Source organism: Galactobacter valiniphilus, from assembly GCF_003575975.1.
Classification (GTDB): Bacteria; Actinomycetota; Actinomycetes; order Actinomycetales; family Micrococcaceae; genus Galactobacter; species Galactobacter valiniphilus.
Genome location: NZ_QQXK01000005.1, coordinates 37,954 through 58,242 on the forward strand (window position 1 = coordinate 37,954; position 20,289 = coordinate 58,242).

The window sequence follows — 20,289 nt, forward strand, 5'->3', positions numbered from 1 at the left end:
GCGGAGTGGGTTCGGTACGGTTTTTCGCGAGAAAACGTGCCGAACCCACTCCGATGTTGCTTGGGGCGGCTCAGCCCTGGATCAGGCCCCGACGGCGCAGCAGGAACGCCGGATCGGCGTCGCGCCCGCGGTAGGCGCGGAAGGACTCGAGCGTGTCGCGCGTGTTGCCGCGCGAGAGGAACTCCTCGCGGAAACGCTGGCCGGCCGCCCGTACGTCCGGCTGCTCCTCGAACCAGGCCACCGTGTCGGCGTCGAGCACCTCGGCCCAGAAGTACGAGTAGTACCCGGCCGAGTACCCGGACTCGAAGATGTGCTGGAAGTAGCCGCTGCGGTAGCGCGGCGCGATCGCCTCCGGGTCGAAGCCGTGGGCGCGCAGGGCCGCGTCCTCGAAGGCGAGCGGATCCTCGACCCGCTCGCCGGCCGGGAGCGTGTGCCACGCCAGGTCCAGCAGAGCGGCTCCCAGGTACTCCGTGGTGCTGAAGCCCTCGCCCCATTGCGCGGCGGCGATCAGCGCCTCGAGCGTCTCGGCGGGCAGCGCCGCGCCCGTGCTCCAGTGCTTGGCGTAGTGGGGGAGCACCTCCGGATGCTTGGCCCACATCTCGTTGACCTGGCTCGGGAACTCCACGATGTCCGTGGGGATGGCCGTGCCGGCCAGCGACGGGTAGGCCGCGGCGGAGAACAGCCCGTGCAGGGCGTGCCCAAACTCGTGGAAGAGCGTGTTGACCTCGTCCAGCGTGCACAGGGCCGGCTCGCCCGGGGGCGACTGCGGGATGTTGAGGTTGTTCATCACCACGGGGCGTTCGCCCAGGGCGCTCGCGCCGTCGCGCAGGGAGTTCATCCAGGCACCGCCGCGCTTGGTGGGGCGGGCGAAGAAGTCGCCGATGAACAGCCCGAGCCCGGTGCCGTCCTCATCGAAGACCTCCCACACGCGGGCGTCCGGATGGTGGACCGGCAGGTCGGGGCGGGGCGTGAAGCTCAGCCCGTAGACGAGGCGGGCGGCGCGAAAGACGCCCTCGTTGAGCACGCGGTCCAGCTCGAAGTAGTCCTTCAGGGCCCCGGCGTCCACGCCGAAGTCCCGGGCCGCGACGGCGTCGAGTCCAGCCGGGCGGTCCCACGCGTTGACCGGACTCCCCGTTACCTCGGCGATGCGCGCGTCCTCCGCCGCTGCGTTCGCGACGGCGGGGGCCACGGCCCTCGAGAGCAGCTCCTGGACCCGCTCGAGGCGCGTCTCCGAGCGGGTGGCGAGGGTCGCCGCCGCGTGGTGCGGGTAGCCAAGCAGCTCCGCGCGCTCGGCGCGCAGGGCCGAGATCTCCACGGCCAGTCCTAGGGTCCCGCCCGGCGAGGCGTCGCCGCGGGAGACGGAGGCAGTGTGCAGGCGCTCGCGGCTCGCGGTGCCGGTGAGCTCCGCCAGGGCCGGCTGCACGCTCGGGAGGATGAGCGTGAGCAGGTTCCCCTCCAGCCCGGCACGCTGCGCGGCGGCGGCCGAGGAAGCCAGGGCCGAGGCAGACAGCCCGGTCGCCTCTTCGGCGCTGAGCAGCACCGCGGCGTCGTTCATGTCCTCGCTCACGCGCTGGCCAAAGCGCGTGCTGAGCGCCGAGATGCGATCGTTGAGCTCGCTCAGGCGGGCGCGGCCCGCCTCGTCCAGCTCCGCGCCGGCCAGGCGGCGGCGGATGAGCGTCTGCTGAGCGAGCCGCGCCTCCTCGCCCTCCAGCGCGCTCACATCCACCTCCGCGAGGCGCCGCGTGAGCCCCGGGTGCAGCGTCAGGGCGTCCTCGTGGGCGCTCCCGAGCTCGGAGATCACGAGCTCCGCGTCCTTCATCTGAGCCGTGCCGTGGGAGGGAATGATGTTCCACGCCGCCCCCATGGCGCGGCGCAGGATCGGGGCGCTGCGCTCGAGCGCGCCGAAGGTGTTCTCGAAGCTCGCGGGGGCCGGGTCGGCCACGATCGCCTCCACGTTGGCCAGCTGCTCGGCGATGCCCTCGCGGACGCCGTCGATCAGGTCCTGCGCCGTGATGGTGGCCAGCGCCGGCAACTCGTAGGGGAGGGGGCTCGGATGGGTGAAGACGGGGCTCATGGGCACCAGCGTGCCACGCCAACCCGGGGCCGTGCGCGGGTCGACGCGCGCCCGGACGTTAGAATGGGCGTGATCCGTTGTGCACTCCGACAAAAGCGACCGCGCCCGAGAGGCGTCCGCGGCACTTGAGCAGGGCTTCGTGCGCAACGCGCAGAACTTGCCACCTTCAGACACAAGGAGCCACATGTCCGGGCACTCCAAATGGGCCACTACCAAGCACAAGAAGGCGGCGATCGACGCCAAGCGTGCCAAGGCCTTCGCGCAGTACATCAAGAAGATCGAGGTGGCCGCCCGCGCCGGCGGCGCCGACATCGCCGGTAACCCGGGGCTCGAGCTCGCCGTCTCCAAGGCCAAGAAGAACTCGGTTCCGGCCGCGAACATCGATCGCGCCATCAAGCGCGGCGCCGGCCTGACCGGCGAGGTCGTGGACTACACCGAGATCATCTACGAGGCGCGCGGCCCGCAGGGTTCCGCCCTCCTCGTGGAGTGCCTGACCGACAACAAGAACCGCGCCGCGTCCGAGACGCGCGTGGCCATCACCCGCAACGGCGGCACCATCGCCGATCCGGGCTCGGTCCAGTTCCTCTTCGCCCGCAAGGGTGTTGTGGTGCTGCCCAAGGGCGAGAACACCGAGGACTCGCTCCTCGAGGTCGTCCTTGAGGCCGGCGCCGACGCCGAGGAGGTCGTCGACAACGGCGAGACCTTCTCCATCATCTCCGAGCCCACCGACCTGCGTGCCGTGGCCGAGGCCCTGGATGCCGCCGGCATCGAGTACGAGAGCGACGAGGTCGAGTTCGTCCCGTCCATGAAGGTCGAGCTGGACGCCGAGGGCGCCCGCAAGTTCTTCAAGCTCGAGGAGGCCCTCGAGGAGCTGGACGACGTTCAGAACGTCTACTCCAACGTCGAGATCTCGGCCGAGGTCCTCGCCGAGCTCGAAGAGGACTGAGCGATGCCGCTGCGGGTGGTCGGGGTGGACCCCGGCCTCACCCGCTGCGGCCTCTCGGCGGTGGACGTCGAGCGCACGCGGTCGGCGTCCCTCGTTGACGTGACCGTGGTGGGCACGGCGTCCACTGTTGCGTTGGACCAGCGGGTCCTCGCCATTGCCGACGGCATCGAGGCCTGGCTCGATCGACACGCGCCGGATGCCGTCGCGATCGAGCGTGTGTTCACCTACACCAACGTCTCCAACGTCATGGGCACCGCCCAGGCCATGGGCGTGGTGCTCGCCGCGGCTGCCCGCCGCGGCATCCCCGTAGGTCTGCACACGCCCACGGAGGTCAAGGCCGCCGTCACGGGCTCCGGCCAGGCGGACAAGGCCACCGTCACCGCCATGGTGACCAAGATCCTCAGGCTGGCCGAGCCGCCGAAGCCGGCGGACGCGGCGGACGCCATCGCGATCGCCCTGGCCCACGCGTGGCGAGGGGCCGCGCCCGGCTCGCTCGCCGCGGCGTCGTCGGGCACCGCCGGCGGGCTCACCCCCGCCCAGCGGGCCTGGGCCCAGGCCCAGGCCAAGGCCTCCGGTGGCGGCCGCCGGGCCGAGGAGGCCCGGCTGCGGGCGCTCGCCAAGCGCGGCCGCTAGCGCCGCTGCGCCACGGCGCCCGACGACGCAGGGCGCGCCTGGGGAGCGTGCCGCCCCGTACCGGCTACGATCATCGAAGAGATTTTCGAATCCCGCCCGTGGGCGGGCACGCGAGCGGGCGCATCGGGCCCGCGAGAGGGAAGGGCAGCATGATCGCTCAATTGACCGGGACGGTCGCCTCCACCCAGCTCAATTCGCTCGTCCTCGATGTGGGCGGCGTGGGCTACCTCGTGCACTCGACCCCGCGCGCGCTGGCCGGGTGGCGAGAGGGTGAAGCCGCCACGGCCTACACGGCGCTCGTGGTCCGCGAGGACTCCATGACCCTCTTTGGCTTCGACACGCCGCGCGATCGCGAGACCTTCGAGATCCTCGTCTCGGTGCAGGGCATCGGCCCGCGGCTCGCCCTCGCGATCCTTGCGGTGCACGCGCCGGAGTCCATCGCCCTCGCCGCCGCGAACGAGGACACCAAGGCCTTCACGCAGGTGCCGGGGATCGGCCCCAAGGGTGCCCAGCGCATCGTGCTCGAACTCAAGGGCAAGCTGCATCCCACGGGGGAGCAGCCCGTCGCGGCGGCGCCCGCCGGGAGCGCCCAGGACGCGCGTTCGGCCCAGGTGCTCGAGGCGCTCGTGGGTCTCGGCTGGAGCGAGAAGGACGCCGGCAAGGCCATCGACGCCGCGCTGGCCGACGATCCCTTCCTTGAGCAGGCCACCGTGCCCGTGCTCCTGCGTGCGGTCCTCGCCGGCATCGGCCGCGCCTCCGGCCTGAAGGCCGGCCGCTGATGAGCGAGTCACTCACCTCCGCGGGGCAGGAGCCGGAGGAGCGCGCCCTCGAGGCTGCCATGCGCCCCAAGAACCTCGACGAGTTCGTGGGGCAGCCGCGCGTGCGCCAGCAGCTCTCGCTGGTCTTGGAGGCCTCCAAGCTGCGCGGGCGCGTGGCAGACCACGTGCTGCTTTCCGGTCCGCCAGGCCTCGGCAAGACGACGCTGGCCATGATCGTCGCGAGCGAGATGCAGGCCCCGCTGCGCATTTCCTCGGGCCCCGCCATCCAGAACGCCGGCGACCTCGCCGCCATCCTCTCCTCGCTCACCGAGGGGGAGGTGCTCTTCCTCGATGAGATCCACCGGCTCTCGCGCCCGGCCGAGGAAATGCTCTACCTCGCCATGGAGGACTTCCGCGTGGACATCGTGGTGGGCAAGGGCGCCGGGGCCACGGCCATCCCGCTCGAGCTGCCCCCCTTCACGCTCGTGGGAGCCACGACGCGCGCCGGCCTGCTGCCCGCGCCGCTGCGCGACCGCTTCGGCTTCACCGGGCACCTCGAGTTCTATTCGCAGGACGAGCTGGAGCTGGTCCTGCGCCGCTCCGCCGTCATGCTGGATCTGACCGTCACGCAGGCGGGCTTTGCGCAGATCGCCTCGCGCTCGCGCGGCACCCCGCGCATCGCCAACCGGCTCCTTCGGCGCGTGCGCGACTGGGCGCTCGTCCACGGTCAGCACACCATCGACGCCAAGGCGGCCGGGGCAGCGCTGGACATGTACGAGGTCGACGCGAAGGGCCTCGACCGCCTCGACCGCGCCGTGCTGACGGCCCTGTGCCAGAAGTTCGGCGGGGGACCCGTGGGACTGTCAACCCTCGCCATCGCCGTGGGCGAAGAGGCCGAGACGGTGGAGGAGGTGGCCGAGCCCTTCCTCGTGCGTGAGGGCCTGCTCGGACGCACCCCGCGCGGGCGTGTCGCCACCGCCGCCTCCTGGCGGCACCTCGGGCTCGCCGCCCCGGACGGCGCCCCGGGGGCATGGGGGGAGACCGAACCCCTCCTGTGAGGTTCGGGCTTTCGGGGTGTGTCGCCTGCGTCACGCCCCCTCGGCGGTATGCTGATGGCCATGTGTGCCCGCCCCGGTCGTGGTACACCCTGGCAGTACAGACTTCTTAACGGACGGATGACCCCTCGTGACGCTCTCCTACGTGCTTGCTGAAGACGCAGCGCAGCAGCAGACCTTTAACCCGATGATGCTGGTCCTGCTGGCTCTCTTCGCCGTCATGATCTTCATGATGTTCCGCAACCGCAAGAAGGCCACGGCCGCCGCGGAGGAGCGCAAGAACCAGCTGGTGCCCGGCGCCGAGATCATGACCACGGCGGGCATCTACGGCACGGTGCTTTCCGTCGACACGGAGAACAACCGCCTCGTGCTCGAGGTGGCCCCCGGCAACGCGATCACGTTCGACGGCCGCGCCGTGGCCCAGATCGTCTCTTCGCCGGCCGCCATCGTTGCCGATTCCCCGGCGGATGCCGCCGCCGCGTTGAGCTCGGAGGCCGATGAGGCCGACCGCCAGCGCGAGCAGGACGGCGAGAACGGCACCGACCGCAACCGCGACTGACCTTTTCTCACACCGCGTGGGCGCCCCTGATCGGGGCCGCCCACGCGGTGTTTGACCGAAAAACGAAGGACATCCATGGCATCCACTGCCCCTGTCCGCCACGCACGCAAGGCGTTGCTGTGGCTAGGCATCATCCACCTGGTGCTCTTTGCGGTGCTCACGACCGGCGTTGTGCTCAGCAACACCAAGGTCATCGGCGAGAACGCCGCCAGCTTCGAGCCCAAGCTCGCGCTTGATCTGCAGGGCGGCACCGAGATGATCTTGGCGCCCCAGCTCGAGGACCCGAACGCGACGATCGACGCCGATCAGCTGGCGCAGGCCGTGGCGATCATCCGCGAGCGCGTGAGTGGCTCCGGCGTGAACGAGGCCCAGGTCTCCACGCAGAACGGCCGCAACATCGTCGTGGCGATGCCGGGCGAGATCACCACTGAGCAGCGCGACCTGATCAAGTCCTCGGCCCAGATGGAGTTCCGCGCCGTGCTCATGGCGTCCTCGACCTTCACCGCCGTGCCGGAGGAGAGCCGCACCAAGGACGCTGATCTTCCCAAGCCGACCGCCAAGGGCGATCCCAACAACGGTTCGGACACCAACTGGATCACGGCCGAGTGGGTCAAGAAGTTCGAGGCCTGGGACTGCCTCACCGAGATGTCAAAGACGCCGCGCACACAATTTGCAGCGGACGGCCCGGCCATCGCGTGTGAGATCGACCCGGAAGCCGGCCAGGCCGTGAAATACCTGCTGGGTCCGGTCGAGGTGAAGGGTGCCGACATCTCGAGCGCCAGCTCGGGTCAGGTCACCAACTCTCAGGGTTACAACACGGGTGCCTGGGGCGTGAACCTCTCCTTCAACTCCGAGGGCACCGAGGACTTTAAGAAGGTCACGCAGCGCCTGACCGGGCTCGAGTCACCGCGCAATCAGTTCGCGATCGTGCTCGACGGTTCCGTGGTGTCGGCCCCGCGAGCGGACGTCGGAATCACCGACGGCAACTCGCAGATCACCGGCAACTTCACGCAGCAGAGCGCCGCGCAGCTGGCGCAGCAGCTCAAGTACGGTGCGCTGCCGATGTCCTTCACGATTCAGTCGGACCAGCAGATCTCGCCGACCCTCGGCACCGATCAGCTCAAGATGGGCCTCATCGCGGGCCTCATCGGCCTGATCCTCGTGGCCATCTACTCCTTCTTCCAGTACCGCCTGCTCGGCCTCGTCACCATCGCCTCGCTGCTCATCGCCGGCCTGCTGACGTACCTGGCGATCGCGCTGCTGGGCTGGAGCGCCGACTACCGTCTCTCGCTCGCCGGCGTGGCGGGCATCATCGTGGCCATCGGCCTGACGGCGGACTCGTTCATCGTGTACTTCGAACGCATCCGCGATGAGCTGCGCGACGGCCGCTCGCTCACCCTCGCGGTGGAGAACGGCTGGTCGCGCGCCAAGCGCACCATCATGGCCTCCAAGGCCGTGAACCTTCTGGCCGCCGTGGTGCTGTACTTCGTCTCCGTCGGCAACGTGAAGGGCTTCGCCTTCACGCTCGGCCTCACCGCCGTCGCCGACCTCGTGGTGGTCTTCCTGTTCACCCACCCCGTGCTGCAGATCCTGGCCAAGACGCGTTTCTTCGGCGAGGGCCACAAGCTCTCCGGCCTGGATCCCTCCCTGCTGGGTGCGCAGCCGCTGTACCGCGGCGCCGGCACGTTCCGCGAGCGCAAGGACCTCACCGAGGTCAAGGCCAAGGACCGGGGTGCAGCCAAGGAGGCGCAGCGCCGCATGACCATTGCCGAGCGCAAGCGGGCCGAGGAGCTCGAGCGCCGCAGTGGCGGCACCGCCACCGCCGTGAAGGACGAGATCGAGGAGGAGACCCGTGGCTAGTCTCGCAACGTGGGGCAATGAGCTCTACACGGGCAAGCGTTCCTACCAGTTCATCGGGCGCCGCAAGCTCTGGTTCGCGATCGCGGCCGTGCTGGTCATCGCCTCGATCCTGATCCCGGTCGCCAAGGGCGGCTTCAACCTCGGCATCGACTTCCGGGGCGGCAACGAGTTCCAGGTGCAAGGGGCTTCGACCACCGAGGTCCAGCCCGGCGTCGACGCCGCGGCCAAGGCCATCCCCGGCGTGACCCCGCACGTGACGCATCAGGCCGGCCAGACGATGCGTGTCCAGACAGAGACCCTCGAGCCCGAGCAGTCCGAGGCCCTGCGCAAGGCCCTGGCCGAGGCCTACTCGACCACGGAGGCCAAGGTCTCCGTCAGCTCGATCGGCCCCACCTGGGGTGCCGACGTTTCGCGCCAGGCCGGCATCGGTCTGATCGTGTTCATCGTCCTCGTGGCGCTGCTCATGGCCTTCTACTTCCGCACGTGGAAGATGTCGCTCGCGGCGATCGTGGGCCTGCTGGCCGTCGTCATCATCACCGCCGGCGTCTACGCCGCGACGGGCTTCGAGGTCACCCCCTCCGCCATCATCGGCTTCCTCACCATCCTGAGCTACTCGCTCTACGACACGGTCGTGGTCTTCGACAAGGTCAGGGAAAACACGCACGATCACACCCAGCAGGCAAACCTGACGTTTGGCGAGCAGGTGAACCGCGCGATCAACCAGACCCTGGTGCGCTCCATCAACACCTCGGTCGTGGCGATCCTGCCCGTGGGCGCGATCCTCTTCATCGGTTCCATGCTGCTCGGTGCCGGCACCCTGGAGGATCTCTCCCTGGCCCTGTTCGTCGGCATCATCGTCTCGGCGCTGTCCACGCTGTTCCTGCAGGCTCCGCTCTACGCGCAGCTGCGCATCAACGAGCCGGCCAACAAGAAGCACGACGCCGCCATCCTGGCAGCGCGCGAGGCCTCCGAAACGGTGGCCGCCTAAGCACCACGCGGGCGGGCGGCGCGCGAGGGGCCCGGCTCCAGAGCGTGTCGCCCGTCATGCGCACCAAAGCACGTGCGCGAGTGACCTAGGATAAAACGTCATCCGGCCCTCACGGGCCGGATGGCGTTTCTTGTTCCCCGCGCCAGACGCGGGAGATTCCTGAGAGGGGACGATCGTGGCAGATCAGCCGCCCACGTCCGGAGCCCGCCCGGGCCGCACGTTCTCGCGCCTCGTGCGCTTTGCCGGCCGCTCTTCGCAGTCCTCGGCCCCTCCCATCCTCGAACCGTTGCTGCGCACGGTGCGTGCAAACTCGCCGCGCGAGGACCTGGACCTCATCACCCGCGCCTACACGGTCGCCGAGCGCCTGCACGACGGCGTGAAGCGCAAGTCGGGCGATCCGTACATCACGCACCCCGTCGCCGTCGCCACCATCCTGGCCGAGATGGGCATGACGGGCTCCACGCTGGCCGCCGCGCTCCTGCACGACACCGTGGAGGACACGGACTACTCGGTCGAGGAGCTGACGCGGGACTTCGGCCCCGAGATCGCCATGCTCGTGGACGGCGTGACGAAGCTCGACAAGGTCAAGTACGGGCAGGCGGCGCAGGCCGAGACCGTGCGCAAGATGATCATCGCGATGGCGCAGGACATTCGCGTCCTCGTCATCAAGCTCGCTGACCGCACGCACAACGCCCGCACCTGGCGCTACGTGAACCCGGAGTCGGCCGCGAAGAAGGCCCGCGAGACCCTCGAGATCTACGCGCCCCTAGCGCACCGCCTCGGCATGAACACCGTCAAGTGGGAGCTCGAGGATCTCTCCTTCGCCGTGCTTCACCCCAAGGTGTACGAGGAGATCGTGCGCATGGTGGGACAGCGCACGCCAGAGCGCGAGCGCTACCTCGGCCAGGTCCGCGAGGCCATCGACGAGGACCTGCGCGGCGCCCGGGTGAAGGCCACCATCACTGGCCGCCCCAAGCACTACTACTCGATCTACCAAAAGATGGTGGTGCGCGGGAAGGAATTCGACGAGATCCACGACCTCATGGGCGTGCGCGTCCTCGTGGACTCCGTCAAGGATTGCTACGCCGTGCTCGGCGTCATCCACGCGCGCTGGAACCCCCTGCCCGGGCGGTTCAAGGACTACATCGCGATGCCCAAGTTCAACATGTACCAATCGCTGCACACCTCGGTGATCGGTCCGGGCGGGCGCCCCGTCGAGGTGCAGATCCGCACCCACGACATGCACAAGCGCGCAGAGTACGGCGTGGCCGCCCACTGGATGTACAAGGGTGCCGCGCGCGGCGAGGGCGGCGAAGAGGGCCAGGACATGAACTGGCTGCGTTCGCTCGTCGACTGGCAGAAGGAGACGCGCGATCCCGGGGAGTTCCTGGATTCGCTGCGCTACGAGATCGCCGCCGCAGAGGTCTTCGTCTTCACCCCCAAGGGCGAGGTCATGTCCCTTCCGGCCGGCTCCACGCCCGTTGACTTCGCCTACGCCGTGCACACCGAGGTGGGGCACCGCACCATCGGCGCGCGCGTCAACGGCAAGCTCGTGCCGCTGAACACCGAGTTGCGCAACGGCGACTGGGTGGAGATCTTCACGTCCAAGGCCGAGGGCGCCGGCCCCAGCCAGGACTGGCAGGGCTTCGTCAAGTCGCCGCGTGCACGCAACAAGATCCGCCAGTGGTTCACCAAGGAACGCCGCGAAGAGGCGATCGAGAAGGGCAAGGACCAGCTCACGCGCGCGTTGCGCAAGAACGGCCTGCCCCTGCAGAAGCTCATGACCCACGAGACGCTGACCGCCGTGGCGCAGGAGCTGCACCACGTCGACATCGCCGGGTTGTATGCGGCGGTCGGTGACGGCCACGTCTCGAGCCAGAACGTCCTGGAGCACCTCCAGGCGCTCGTGGGCGGGGCCGAGGTGGAGGACGAGGACGCCGAGGCGGCGATCCTCACCCAGCAGGGCGTCTCCAAGATCCCGCTGCACTCCGATTCCGGCGTGATCGTCCAGGGCACCTCGGACGTCATGGCGAAGCTGGCCCGCTGCTGCACGCCGGTCCCGCCCGACCCGATTTCGGGCTTCGTCACGCGCGGCTCCGGCGTGACGGTGCACCGCGCGGATTGCCCCAACATCACGAACCTGCAGGGCGAGGAGGCGGCTCGCGTCGTCGAGGTCTCCTGGGCCCCCACCGCGAAGAGCGTGTTCCTCGTGGAGATCCAGGTGGAGGCGCTCGATCGCACTTCGCTGCTCTCCGATGTCACTCGCGTGCTCTCGGAGAACCACGTGAACATCCTCTCGGCGTCGGTGAGCACCACCAAGGAACGTACCGCGCTCTCGCGCTTCTCCTTCGAGATGGGCGACCCGCGCTTCCTGGGCCACCTGCTCACGGCCGTGCGCAAGATCGACGGTGTGTACGACGTCTATCGCACGGTCGCCGGTCAGCGGAAGGCCTGAGCGCACCGCGTCCAGCCCTCCGCGATCCTGGAGCGCGCCGCCGGTCCGAAGCCCTCCAGGGCCTCGGGCGGCGGCGCGTCCCGCGTCCAGGCGCCCACTGCCTCCAACAGGCCGCGCACGGTGCTCGGGGAGGCCGCCCGTTCCGGTGACCGGACGGCCAGCAGCTCCACCGCCGCGCGCAGGGGTGAACTGATCCGCAGCCGGCCCACGCTGACGATGTGCCGCTCGGGCGGAAGGCCCTCGACGGCCCGCAGCGGGGGATCGCCGGCGCCCAGGCTGCGGTGGATGCGCCGCACCCGCACGATGCACTGCGCGGGCGGCGTGCCGCCCAGCCAGGCCCACGCCGCCGTCCCCTCGGCGACCACGGCGTCCGCGGGCGCCCGCTCGGCCAGGAGCGCACGGAGCAGGTCCGTCCTGGCCGTGAGGTCCGCCCGGGTGTCGCCGGGGCAGAGCCACTCGCCCCACAACGACCGGGCCGCGCCGCCCAGCACCAGGGCGGACGCCTCGCCCGCGCTCAGGCCCAGGTGCGCCGGCGTGCCGTGGCGCGGGGGATCGGAGAGCGCGGCCTCGGTGCGTCTGTCGTGCCGGGCGGCGGGGGAGTGGACTCGCTGCATCCGACCATCGTCCCCGCGCGCACGCACCAACGCCACGGGGCCCGGTCGTCCTGTGGACAACCGGGCCCCGTGGCGTGCGGGAGAGGCGAACTCAGCCGAGATCGCCGGCGGAGCGGCGCACCGTCTCCAGCCAGGCCTGGCGGGCCTCGAGGGCCTCCTTGGCCTTCGTGAGCGCGCGGGCGTCACCCTTGGCCTCGGCCTTGGCAACATCGGCCTCGAGCTCGGAGATCGCGTCCTCGAGCTGGCTCAGCATCGAGTTGGAGCGCGCCTTCGTCTCCGGGTTGCTGCGGCGCCACTGCTCGTCCTCGGCGGACTTCACTGCGTCCTCGACCTGGCGGAGGGCCGACTCGACGCGCTGCAGATCGCCGCGCGGCACCTTGCCGGCCTCCTCCCAGCGATCGCGGATGGAGTTGAGCTGCTTCTGCGCGGTCGCCAGATCCTTGACGGGCAGCAGGGCGCGGGCCTCCTCGAGGAGCGCCTCCTTGACCACCAGGTTGGCACCGAACTCGGCGTCGATCGCGTCGTTGTCGGCCTTGCGGGCGGCGAAGAACACGTCCTGCGCCGCGCGGAAGCGCTGCCACAGGGCGTCGTCGTCGCGGCGGGAGGCGCGCTTGGAGGCCTTCCACTCGTCCATGAGGCGGCGGTACTCGCGGGCCGTGTTGCCCCAGTCGGTGCTGTTCTGCAGCTCCTCGGCGCGGGCGATGAGCGCCTCCTTCTGGGACTTGGCCTCCGAGTTATCGCTGTCAAGCTTGGAGAAGAACGCGCGGCGATGGCGATCGAAGGTCGTGCGGGCGGCGCGGAAGCGCTTCCACAGGGCGTCCTCGGTGGAGCGGCCCACGCGGTGGCCCGTCTTCTGCTCGGCCTTCCACTCCTCGAACAGCTCCGCCATGCGGGTGCTGGAGATCTTCCACTGCACCTGTGCCGGCGGGCGGCCCGCGAGCTCCTCGGCCTCGGCCACGATGGCCTCGCGCTTGGCGAGGGCCTCGGCGCGCAGCTTGTCGGCGTTGCGGCGCTCGTCGGCGCGGAGGTTCTCCACGGCCACGCGCAGGTTCTCGGTGCGCGCCTCGAGGGCGGCGATGTCGCCCACGACCTTGCGCTCCTTGACCGCGGCGTCGATCGTGTCGAGCGTCTTGGGCATGTCGCCCGAGGGGGCCTTGGCCACCACGCGCTGCTCGAGCAGCATGATCTGCGCGACCAGGTCGTCGTACTTGCGCACGAAGTAGGCAAGCGCCTCGTCGGCGGTCTTGTCGGGGTACTGACCCACGGCCACCTCGGCGCCGTCGACCGTCACGAAGACGTGGCCGTCCTCGCTCACGCGACCAAACTTGCGGGCCTCCTCGAGGGAGGTGCTGGGAGCCTGGGGGGCGGCCGCCGCGGCCGGCTTGGGGGCCGCGGGCTTCAGCGCCGTCGGCTTGACGGCGGCGGGGGTGGCGGCCGGAGCCGCCTGGGCGGGGGCTTCGCCGGCCGGCGCCTCGGGCGCGACCTCAGGCTCGGCGGGGGCCTCCTCGGCAGGGGCCTCCTGGCCTTCGGCAGGGGCGACAACCTCGGCCTGCTCCTGCGCAACCGGCGCCGCCGGCTGCTCGGGGGCCACGGCCTCGTTCGTCGGCTCGGCCGCAGTCTGGGCCTGCTCCTGCTCGTTCTGCTCGGGGAGATGCTGCTCGCTCACCGGATTCTTCTCTTTCGTTGAAGACCGTCCGGCCGCGCCCGCAAGGCAGGCAGAGGTGGCCGGACACACACGTACGCGTGCCACCATACCGGCCCACACCCGTGGTTGCGCAGAATCGCCCCGCTTTGTTGACCTAGAATTGGTGGGTCGACGCCCCGCCCGCTCCCCGCGGGCGTGCGTGGCGTCCGCGCCCAGGCACGCTGCTTCAGCGTCCAGTCTTTCGATCCAGGAGCATCTCCCCACCATGGCACGCAAGCCCTCCCTCACCGGTTTCCCCGAATGGCTCCCCGCCGAGCGAGTGGTGGAACAGCATGTGTTGGACACCTTGCGCCGCATCTTTGAGCTCCACGGCTTCTCCAACATTGAGACGCGCGCCGTGGAGACGGTGGGTCAGCTCCTGCGCAAGGGCGAGATCGACAAGGAGGTCTACGGGGTCTCCCGCCTACAGGACGACGCCGCCGCCAAGGACGACGCCAACGCGCTGGCCCTGCACTTCGACCTCACGGTGCCCTTCGCCCGCTACGTCGTGGAGAACGCCGGCTACCTGCAGTTCCCCTTCCGTCGCTACCAAATGCAGAAGGTCTGGCGCGGTGAACGCCCGCAGGACGGCCGCTTCCGCGAGTTCACGCAGGCCGATGTCGACATCGTGGGCGACGGCACCCTGCCCTTCCGTTACGACGTCGAGCTGGCCCTCGTCATCGCCGAGGCCCTGAGCGCCCTCGAGCTCGGCGACTTCCGCCTGCGCGTGAACAACCGCAAGCTCTCCGAGGGCTTCTACCGCGGGCTCGGCATCGAGGACACCGCCTCGGTGCTGCGTGCCATCGACAAGCTGGAGAAGATCGGCGCCGCCAAGGTCTCCGAGGAGCTGCAGGCCGACGGCCTGAGCGAGGAGCAGGCGGCCAAGGCCCTGGCCCTGGCCAGCATCCGCGCCTCCGACGGTTCCTTCGTCGAGGCCGTCCGCGAGCTCGGCGTGGAGCACCCGCTGCTGGAGGAGGGCCTGGACGAGCTGCGCCAGGTCGTGGAGGCCGCGGCCGTGGCCGCTCCCGGTCGCGTCATCGCCGACCTCTCCATTGCCCGCGGCCTCGATTACTACACGGGCACGGTCTACGAGACGGTCCTCGTGGGCCACGAGAAGCTCGGCTCCATCTGCTCCGGCGGCCGGTATGAGTCCCTCGCCTCCAACGGCAAGAAGACCTTCCCCGGCGTCGGCCTGTCCATCGGCGTCTCCCGCCTCGTCTCCCGCCTGCTGGCCGAGGGCACCCTCGTGGCCTCCCGCGAGGTCCCCACGGCCGTGCTGGTCGCCCTGCCGAACGACGGCGAATGGCTGCGCGCCCAGGAGGTCGCCCGCCAGCTGCGCGGCCGCGGCATCTCCACCGAGGTCATGGCCACGGCCGAGAAGTTTGGCAAGCAGATCAAGCACGCCGATCGCCGCGGCATCCCCTTCGTCTGGTTCCTCGGCGAACACGGCGCGAGCGACACGGTGAAGGACATCCGCACGGGCGAGCAGCTCGAGGCAGCGGCCGAGACCTGGGTGCCGCCGCTCGAGGATCTTGTCCCCACGGTGACCCCCGCCGCCCAGGCCGGGGACGCCGCCGTCGGGCACTGAGCCCACCCCCAAAACCACCGCGCCCGCCGCCCCAGCGGCGGGCGCGTAGAATCGATCGGGAGTCCGCGGCCAGCATGGCCGCCCCCACACCTGTCTCGAAAGGACCTTTCGTGCTGCGCACACATGACGCGGGAACCCTCCGCGCCGAGCACATCGGGCAGACCGTCACCCTCGCCGGCTGGGTTGCCCGCCGCCGCGATCATGGCGGCGTCGCCTTCCTTGACCTGCGCGATCGCTCCGGCGTGTCGCAGGTCGTGGTGCACGATGAGGCGGTGTTCTCCCCGCTGCGCAACGAGTTCGTGGTGGCCGTGACCGGCACCGTCCAGGCCCGCCCCGAGGGCAACGAGAACCCGGAGCTGCCCTCCGGCGCCATCGAGGTGCACGCCACCAAGCTCGAGGTCCTGAACACCTCCGCGCCGCTGCCGTTCCAGGTGGACGAGCACGTCGAGGTCGGCGAGGAGGCTCGCCTCAAGTACCGCTACGTTGACCTGCGCCGCCCCAAGCCGGCCGCCAACCTGCGCCTGCGCTCCGAGGCGAACCGCATCGCCCGCGAGCTGCTGCACGAGCAGGGCTTCCTCGAGGTCGAGACGCCCACCCTGACCCGCTCCACGCCCGAGGGCGCCCGCGACTTCGTGGTCCCGGCCCGCCTTGCCCCGGGCAAGTGGTATGCGCTGCCGCAGTCCCCGCAGCTCTTCAAGCAGCTGCTGCAGGTCGGCGGCGTCGAGAAGTACTACCAGATCGCGCGTTGCTACCGCGACGAGGACTTCCGCGCCGATCGCCAGCCGGAGTTCACCCAGCTGGACATCGAGGCCTCCTTCGTCGACCAGGAGGACGTGATCAAGCTCGGCGAGGAGATCGTCAAGCGCATCTGGGCCCTCATCGGCGTGGAGATCTCCACCCCGATCCGCCGCATGACCTACGCCGAGGCCATGGTCAAGTACGGCTCCGACAAGCCGGATCTGCGCTTCGGCCTGGAGATCACCGAGCTCAAGGACTTCTTCAAGGACACCACCTTCCGCGTGTTCCAGTCGCCGTACGTCGGCGCCGTGGTCATGCCGGGTGGCGCCTCGCAGCCCCGCCGCCAGCTGGATGGCTGGCAGGAGTGGGCCAAGCAGCACGGCGGCAAGGGCCTGGCCTACGTCCTGGTCCAGGAGGACGGCGAGCTGACCGGCCCCGTGGCCAAGAACCTCACCGAGTGGGAGCGCGAGAACCTCGTCGCCACCGTCGGCGCGGCCCCGGGCGACTGCATCTTCTTCGGCGCGGGCGAGACCAAGCCGACCCGCGGCCTGCTGGGCGCGGCCCGCAACGAGATCGCCAAGCGCACCGGCCTGATCAAGGACGGCGACTGGGCCTTCGTGTGGATCGTGGACGCCCCCATGTTCGAGCCCGCGGCCGACGCCGTGGCCTCGGGCGATGTGGCAGTGGGCGGCGGCAAGTGGACCGCGGTGCACCACGCGTTCACCTCGCCCAAGCCCGAGTTCCAGGACACCTTCGACACCGATCCGGGTTCGGCCCTGGCCTACGCCTACGACATCGTGTGCAACGGCAACGAGATCGGCGGCGGTTCCATCCGTATCCACCGCGCCGACGTCCAGGAGCGCGTGTTCAAGGTCATGGGTGTCACCCAGGAGCAGGCCGACGAGCAGTTCGGCTTCCTGCTGGAGGGCTTCAAGTTCGGCGCCCCGCCGCATGGCGGCATCGCCTTCGGCTGGGACCGCGTGGTCTCGCTGCTGGCAGGCGAGGACTCCATCCGCGAGGTCATCGCCTTCCCGAAGACCGGCGCCGGCTACGATCCGCTGACCGCGGCCCCGGCCCCGATCACGGCGCAGCAGCGCAAGGAGGCGGGCGTGGACGCCAAGCCCGACGCCCCCAAGGAGCCCAAGGCTGCCGCGGCCGCCGAGGCCAAGGAGGAGCAGGCCAAGGCCTGATCTTTCCCGCTTAACGCACGACGGCGCCGTACCCCACCTCAGGTGGGGTACGGCGCCGTCGTGCTGTGTCCGGGGATGGCCCCGGGCCTCTGATCCCGCCCGTGGCCTCTTCCCCTGCCTCATCCCGCACTTTTCGTCGTATCCCGTGCGGAAGGTGCGGGATACGACGAAAAGTGCGGGAGGGGGGCGGTGCCTCCGGCGACGCCGGCGACGCAGGCGTCAGCCGGGGAGGTCGGCCGAGTCGATGAGCAGCGTGAAGGGGCCGTCGTTCACGAGACCCACGCGCATGTGGGCTCCGAAGACGCCGGTGCTGACCTCGAGCCCCAGGCCGCGCAGCACGCCGCCGACCTCCTCATAGAGCGGCTCGGAGACCGGTCCGGGCGCCGCCTGCGTCCACCCGGGCCGACGGCCCTTGCGCACGTCGCCGTAGAGCGTGAACTGGCTGATGAGCAGGATCGGGGCGCCCGTCTGCAGCGGCGACTGCTCGCCGGGGAGGATGCGCAGGTGCGCGATCTTCTCGGCGACCTTCACGGCCGTCGCCTCGTCGTCGCTGTGGGTCACGCCGAGGAGCACCACGAGCCCGTGACCGTCGAAGCCGCCCACCACCTCGCCGTCGACCTCGACGTGTGCCCCGTCGGCCACCTGCACCACACCGCGCATCGTTCCACCTTCCGCGCCGCGCGGACCCTCCGCACGGCAACGGGAACAACGCTAGCGTGTGGCCTCGAGGTGCCCGCACTGGGCGATAGCCTTGAGGGCGTGAATGACCTCTTCCATCAGGACGACGACGACGAGCCGGACTTCGCGCCGAGCTCGCTCTCGCGCGGGGCCTCCGGGGGCGCGCGCCCCCGCCCGCCGCTCGCGGTGCGCATGCGCCCGCGCAGCCTGGACGAGGTTGCCGGTCAGAAGCACCTGCTCAAGCCCGGCTCGCCGCTGCGCCAGCTGGCCGAGTCCGGCTCCGGCGGTCCGGCGGGGCTCAGCTCGGTCATCCTGTGGGGTCCTCCCGGCACCGGCAAGACCACCCTGGCGCACGTCATCGCGCGCGGGCCGCAGCGCCGCTTCGTGGAGCTCTCCGCCATCACCTCCGGCGTCAAGGACGTGCGCCGGGTCATGGATCAGGCCCTCGAGGACCGCGATCTGCGCGGCGTCACCACCGTGCTCTTCCTCGACGAGATCCATCGCTTCAATAGGGCCCAGCAGGACGCGCTCCTGCCCGGCGTGGAGAACGGCTGGGTCGTGCTCGTCGCAGCCACCACCGAGAACCCCAGCTTCTCCGTCGTGGCGCCCCTGCTCTCGCGCTCCCTCATGCTGACCCTGCGCTCCCTGACCGAGGAGGACCTGCGCGAGCTGCTCGAGCGGGCGATCGCCGACGAACGCGGGCTCGGCGCCAGCGTGGTGCCGGGGGAGGGCGTGCTCGATCACCTCATCCAGCTCTCCGGCGGCGACGCCCGCAAGGCCCTCACGGGACTCGAGGCGGCGGCAGCCGTGGCGCTGGATCGCCGCGCCGCGGGGGAGGAGGATCCCGCCACCATCGAGGCGGAGGACGCCGAACGCGCCATGGACGTGGCGGTGCGCCGCTACGACCGCCAGGGCGATAACCACTACGACACGGCCAGCGCCCTCATCAAGTCCATCCGCGGCTCGGACGTCGACGCGGCCCTGCACTACGCCGCCACCATGATGGAGGCGGGGGAGGATCCGCGCTTCCTCGCCAGGCGCCTGATCATCTCCGCCTCGGAGGACATCGGCATGGCCGATCCCACCGCGCTGCAGACGGCCGTCGCCGCGGCCCAGGCCGTGCAGCTCATCGGCATGCCGGAGGCCCGCATCATCCTGGGCCACGCCGTGGTGCACCTGGCCACCGCCCCCAAGTCCAACGCCGCCTACCTCGCGATCAACGAGGCCATCGCCGATGTGCGCGGGGGCAAGGGCAAGGGCATCCCGGCGCACCTGCGCGACGCCCACTACAAGGGGGCCGAGCGGCTGGGTCACGGCAAGGGCTACCAGTACTCCCACGATGCCCCGCACGGTGTGGCCACCCAGCAGTACCCGCCGGACGACCTCGTGGGCGTCGACTACTACCGCCCCACCGAGAACGGCGCCGAGCGCGGGCTGCGCCAGCGTCTCGAGACGCTGAGGGACATCATCAGGGGCCGACGCCGCCGCTAGGGCGGGAGCGAGGGCGCGCCTGGGGCGCGGGCCCGCGCCCGGCGTGACGCACGGCACCCCGGGTGCCGGGGCGTCGTCGTGCATCGAGGCGGCGTCCTCGCTGGTAAGGTAGATCCTTGGCTGGCAAGCCGCGCCCTCGGGTGCGCGCTGCAGAACGGTGGGAAGCGAGCTCCCCCCTCTCTCCACTTGCGGAGGCCAGACCGCCTGAGAGCTCGCGGAACAGAGAAGGACACTATCGTGGCCAGCAATCGCGCACGCAACACCGTGCGTCTGTCCCGTGCCCTTGGCATCGCCCTGACGCCGAAGGCTGAGAAGTACATGGAGCGCCGTCCGTACGGTCCCGGCCAGCACGGCCGTGCCCGCAAGAAGCAGGACAGCGACTACGCAGTGCGTCTGCGCGAGAAGCAGCGTCTTCGCGCCCAGTACGGCATCCGCGAGGCCCAGATGACGATCATCTTCGAAGAGGCTCGTCGCACCAAGGGTCTGACCGGTGAGAACCTGATCGAGCTGCTCGAGATGCGTCTTGACGCCCTCGTGCTGCGCGCCGGCTTCGCCCGCACCATCCAGCAGGCCCGCCAGCTGGTCGTGCACCGTCACATCCTCGTTGACGGCATCCGCGTTGACCGCCCGTCCTTCCGCGTGAAGGAGGGTCAGCTGATCCACGTGCACCAGCGTAGCGAGACCATGGTCCCGTTCCAGCTGGCCGCCGCCGGTGCTCACCAGCAGGTGCTGCCGGCCGTCCCGGGCTACCTGGACGTCAAGATCGAGGCCCTGCAGGCCAAGCTGGTCCGTCGCCCCAAGCGCTCCGAGGTCCCCGTGACCTGCGAAGAGAACCTGGTCGTCGAGTACTACGCCCGCTGATCCAGGCGCTCCCCGCGCCTCGCGCACGGGGAACAAGGACAAGCCCGTCACCGCATTTCTTTGCGGTGGCGGGCTTGTCCCGTCAGCGGGCCTCACCCTCCCGCGTTGACGGGGCGG

16 protein-coding genes are annotated in these 20,289 nt (G+C 70.3%); 12 read left to right on the plus strand and 4 right to left on the minus strand.

Going from position 1 to position 20,289, the window contains the following annotated elements:
* Positions 1-70: 70 nt before the first annotated feature.
* Entirely contained in the window at positions 71-2,074 is a 2,004-nt protein-coding gene (locus DWB68_RS03480; protein WP_119423754.1) for a M3 family metallopeptidase, read from the minus strand.
* A 184-nt stretch (positions 2,075-2,258) separates the two neighbouring features.
* On the opposite strand from DWB68_RS03480, the gene DWB68_RS03485 reads away from it, so the two are divergent.
* The 8 genes from DWB68_RS03485 (at position 2,259) to DWB68_RS03520 (ending at position 11,328) form a co-directional block, all read left to right on the plus strand.
* On the plus strand, positions 2,259-3,020 hold the full coding sequence (locus tag DWB68_RS03485; protein WP_119423755.1) for a YebC/PmpR family DNA-binding transcriptional regulator: 762 nt from the start codon (positions 2,259-2,261) through the stop codon (positions 3,018-3,020).
* 3 nt (positions 3,021-3,023) lie between these two features.
* Positions 3,024-3,653: a crossover junction endodeoxyribonuclease RuvC gene (gene ruvC / locus DWB68_RS03490; RefSeq protein WP_119423756.1), complete on the plus strand. Its 630-nt coding sequence runs from the start codon at positions 3,024-3,026 to the stop codon at positions 3,651-3,653.
* 149 nt (positions 3,654-3,802) lie between these two features.
* Positions 3,803-4,432: a Holliday junction branch migration protein RuvA gene (gene ruvA / locus DWB68_RS03495; RefSeq protein ID WP_119423757.1), complete on the plus strand. Its 630-nt coding sequence runs from the start codon at positions 3,803-3,805 to the stop codon at positions 4,430-4,432.
* Positions 4,432-5,469 carry a Holliday junction branch migration DNA helicase RuvB gene (ruvB, locus tag DWB68_RS03500; protein ID WP_407645639.1) on the plus strand — a complete coding sequence of 346 codons (1,038 nt, stop codon included), beginning with the start codon at positions 4,432-4,434 and terminating at the stop codon, positions 5,467-5,469. The genes ruvA and ruvB overlap by 1 nt, the downstream gene beginning before the upstream one ends.
* A 127-nt stretch (positions 5,470-5,596) precedes the next feature.
* Positions 5,597-6,025 carry a preprotein translocase subunit YajC gene (yajC, locus tag DWB68_RS03505; RefSeq protein WP_119423759.1) on the plus strand — a complete coding sequence of 143 codons (429 nt, stop codon included), beginning with the start codon at positions 5,597-5,599 and terminating at the stop codon, positions 6,023-6,025.
* 75 nt (positions 6,026-6,100) lie between these two features.
* Positions 6,101-7,885, plus strand: a complete 1,785-nt coding sequence (gene secD / locus DWB68_RS03510; protein WP_119423760.1) for a protein translocase subunit SecD — start codon at positions 6,101-6,103, stop codon at positions 7,883-7,885.
* Positions 7,878-8,873 carry a protein translocase subunit SecF gene (gene secF / locus DWB68_RS03515; RefSeq protein ID WP_119423761.1) on the plus strand — a complete coding sequence of 332 codons (996 nt, stop codon included), beginning with the start codon at positions 7,878-7,880 and terminating at the stop codon, positions 8,871-8,873. The genes secD and secF overlap by 8 nt, the downstream gene beginning before the upstream one ends.
* A gap of 172 nt (positions 8,874-9,045) precedes the next feature.
* Entirely contained in the window at positions 9,046-11,328 is a 2,283-nt protein-coding gene (locus DWB68_RS03520) for a RelA/SpoT family protein (RefSeq protein WP_119423762.1), read from the plus strand.
* On the opposite strand, the gene DWB68_RS03525 is transcribed toward DWB68_RS03520, so the two are convergent.
* Entirely contained in the window at positions 11,313-11,942 is a 630-nt protein-coding gene (locus DWB68_RS03525; RefSeq protein WP_119423763.1) for a hypothetical protein, read from the minus strand. The genes DWB68_RS03520 and DWB68_RS03525 overlap by 16 nt on opposite strands.
* 91 nt (positions 11,943-12,033) lie before the next feature.
* Positions 12,034-13,695 (minus strand): DUF349 domain-containing protein, encoded by a 1,662-nt coding sequence (locus DWB68_RS03530; RefSeq protein WP_119423764.1) that lies wholly within the window; start codon positions 13,693-13,695, stop codon positions 12,034-12,036.
* Between the two features lie 157 nt (positions 13,696-13,852).
* Between DWB68_RS03530 and hisS the strand changes: the two genes are divergently transcribed.
* Both hisS and aspS read left to right on the plus strand, forming a co-directional pair.
* On the plus strand, positions 13,853-15,214 hold the full coding sequence (gene hisS / locus DWB68_RS03535) for a histidine--tRNA ligase (protein ID WP_119423765.1): 1,362 nt from the start codon (positions 13,853-13,855) through the stop codon (positions 15,212-15,214).
* A gap of 110 nt (positions 15,215-15,324) precedes the next feature.
* Positions 15,325-17,142, plus strand: a complete 1,818-nt coding sequence (gene aspS / locus DWB68_RS03540) for an aspartate--tRNA ligase (RefSeq protein WP_119423766.1) — start codon at positions 15,325-15,327, stop codon at positions 17,140-17,142.
* Positions 17,143-17,361: 219 nt separating this feature from the next.
* On the opposite strand, the gene dtd is transcribed toward aspS, so the two are convergent.
* Positions 17,362-17,802, minus strand: coding sequence for a D-aminoacyl-tRNA deacylase (gene dtd / locus DWB68_RS03545; protein WP_119423767.1), 441 nt, complete (start codon positions 17,800-17,802; stop codon positions 17,362-17,364).
* 99 nt (positions 17,803-17,901) lie between these two features.
* Between dtd and DWB68_RS03550 the strand changes: the two genes are divergently transcribed.
* Positions 17,902-19,311: a replication-associated recombination protein A gene (locus tag DWB68_RS03550; protein ID WP_233548592.1), complete on the plus strand. Its 1,410-nt coding sequence runs from the start codon at positions 17,902-17,904 to the stop codon at positions 19,309-19,311.
* 237 nt (positions 19,312-19,548) lie between these two features.
* Positions 19,549-20,172, plus strand: a complete 624-nt coding sequence (rpsD, locus tag DWB68_RS03555) for a 30S ribosomal protein S4 (RefSeq protein ID WP_119423768.1) — start codon at positions 19,549-19,551, stop codon at positions 20,170-20,172.
* Positions 20,173-20,289 lie beyond the last annotated feature (117 nt).

Bases quoted from the DNA above. Each gene is read 5' to 3' on its own strand.
- DWB68_RS03480 (WP_119423754.1), bottom strand. From the start codon at position 2,074: ATGAGCCCCGTCTTCACCCATCCGAGCCCCCTCCCCTACGAGTTGCCG.
- DWB68_RS03485 (WP_119423755.1), top strand. From the start codon at position 2,259: ATGTCCGGGCACTCCAAATGGGCCACTACCAAGCACAAGAAGGCGGCG.
- ruvC (WP_119423756.1), top strand. From the start codon at position 3,024: ATGCCGCTGCGGGTGGTCGGGGTGGACCCCGGCCTCACCCGCTGCGGC.
- ruvA (WP_119423757.1), top strand. From the start codon at position 3,803: ATGATCGCTCAATTGACCGGGACGGTCGCCTCCACCCAGCTCAATTCG.
- ruvB (WP_407645639.1), top strand. From the start codon at position 4,432: ATGAGCGAGTCACTCACCTCCGCGGGGCAGGAGCCGGAGGAGCGCGCC.
- secD (WP_119423760.1), top strand. From the start codon at position 6,101: ATGGCATCCACTGCCCCTGTCCGCCACGCACGCAAGGCGTTGCTGTGG.
- DWB68_RS03525 (WP_119423763.1), bottom strand. From the start codon at position 11,942: ATGCAGCGAGTCCACTCCCCCGCCGCCCGGCACGACAGACGCACCGAG.
- DWB68_RS03530 (WP_119423764.1), bottom strand. From the start codon at position 13,695: ATGGTGGCACGCGTACGTGTGTGTCCGGCCACCTCTGCCTGCCTTGCG.
- hisS (WP_119423765.1), top strand. From the start codon at position 13,853: ATGGCACGCAAGCCCTCCCTCACCGGTTTCCCCGAATGGCTCCCCGCC.
- dtd (WP_119423767.1), bottom strand. From the start codon at position 17,802: ATGCGCGGTGTGGTGCAGGTGGCCGACGGGGCACACGTCGAGGTCGAC.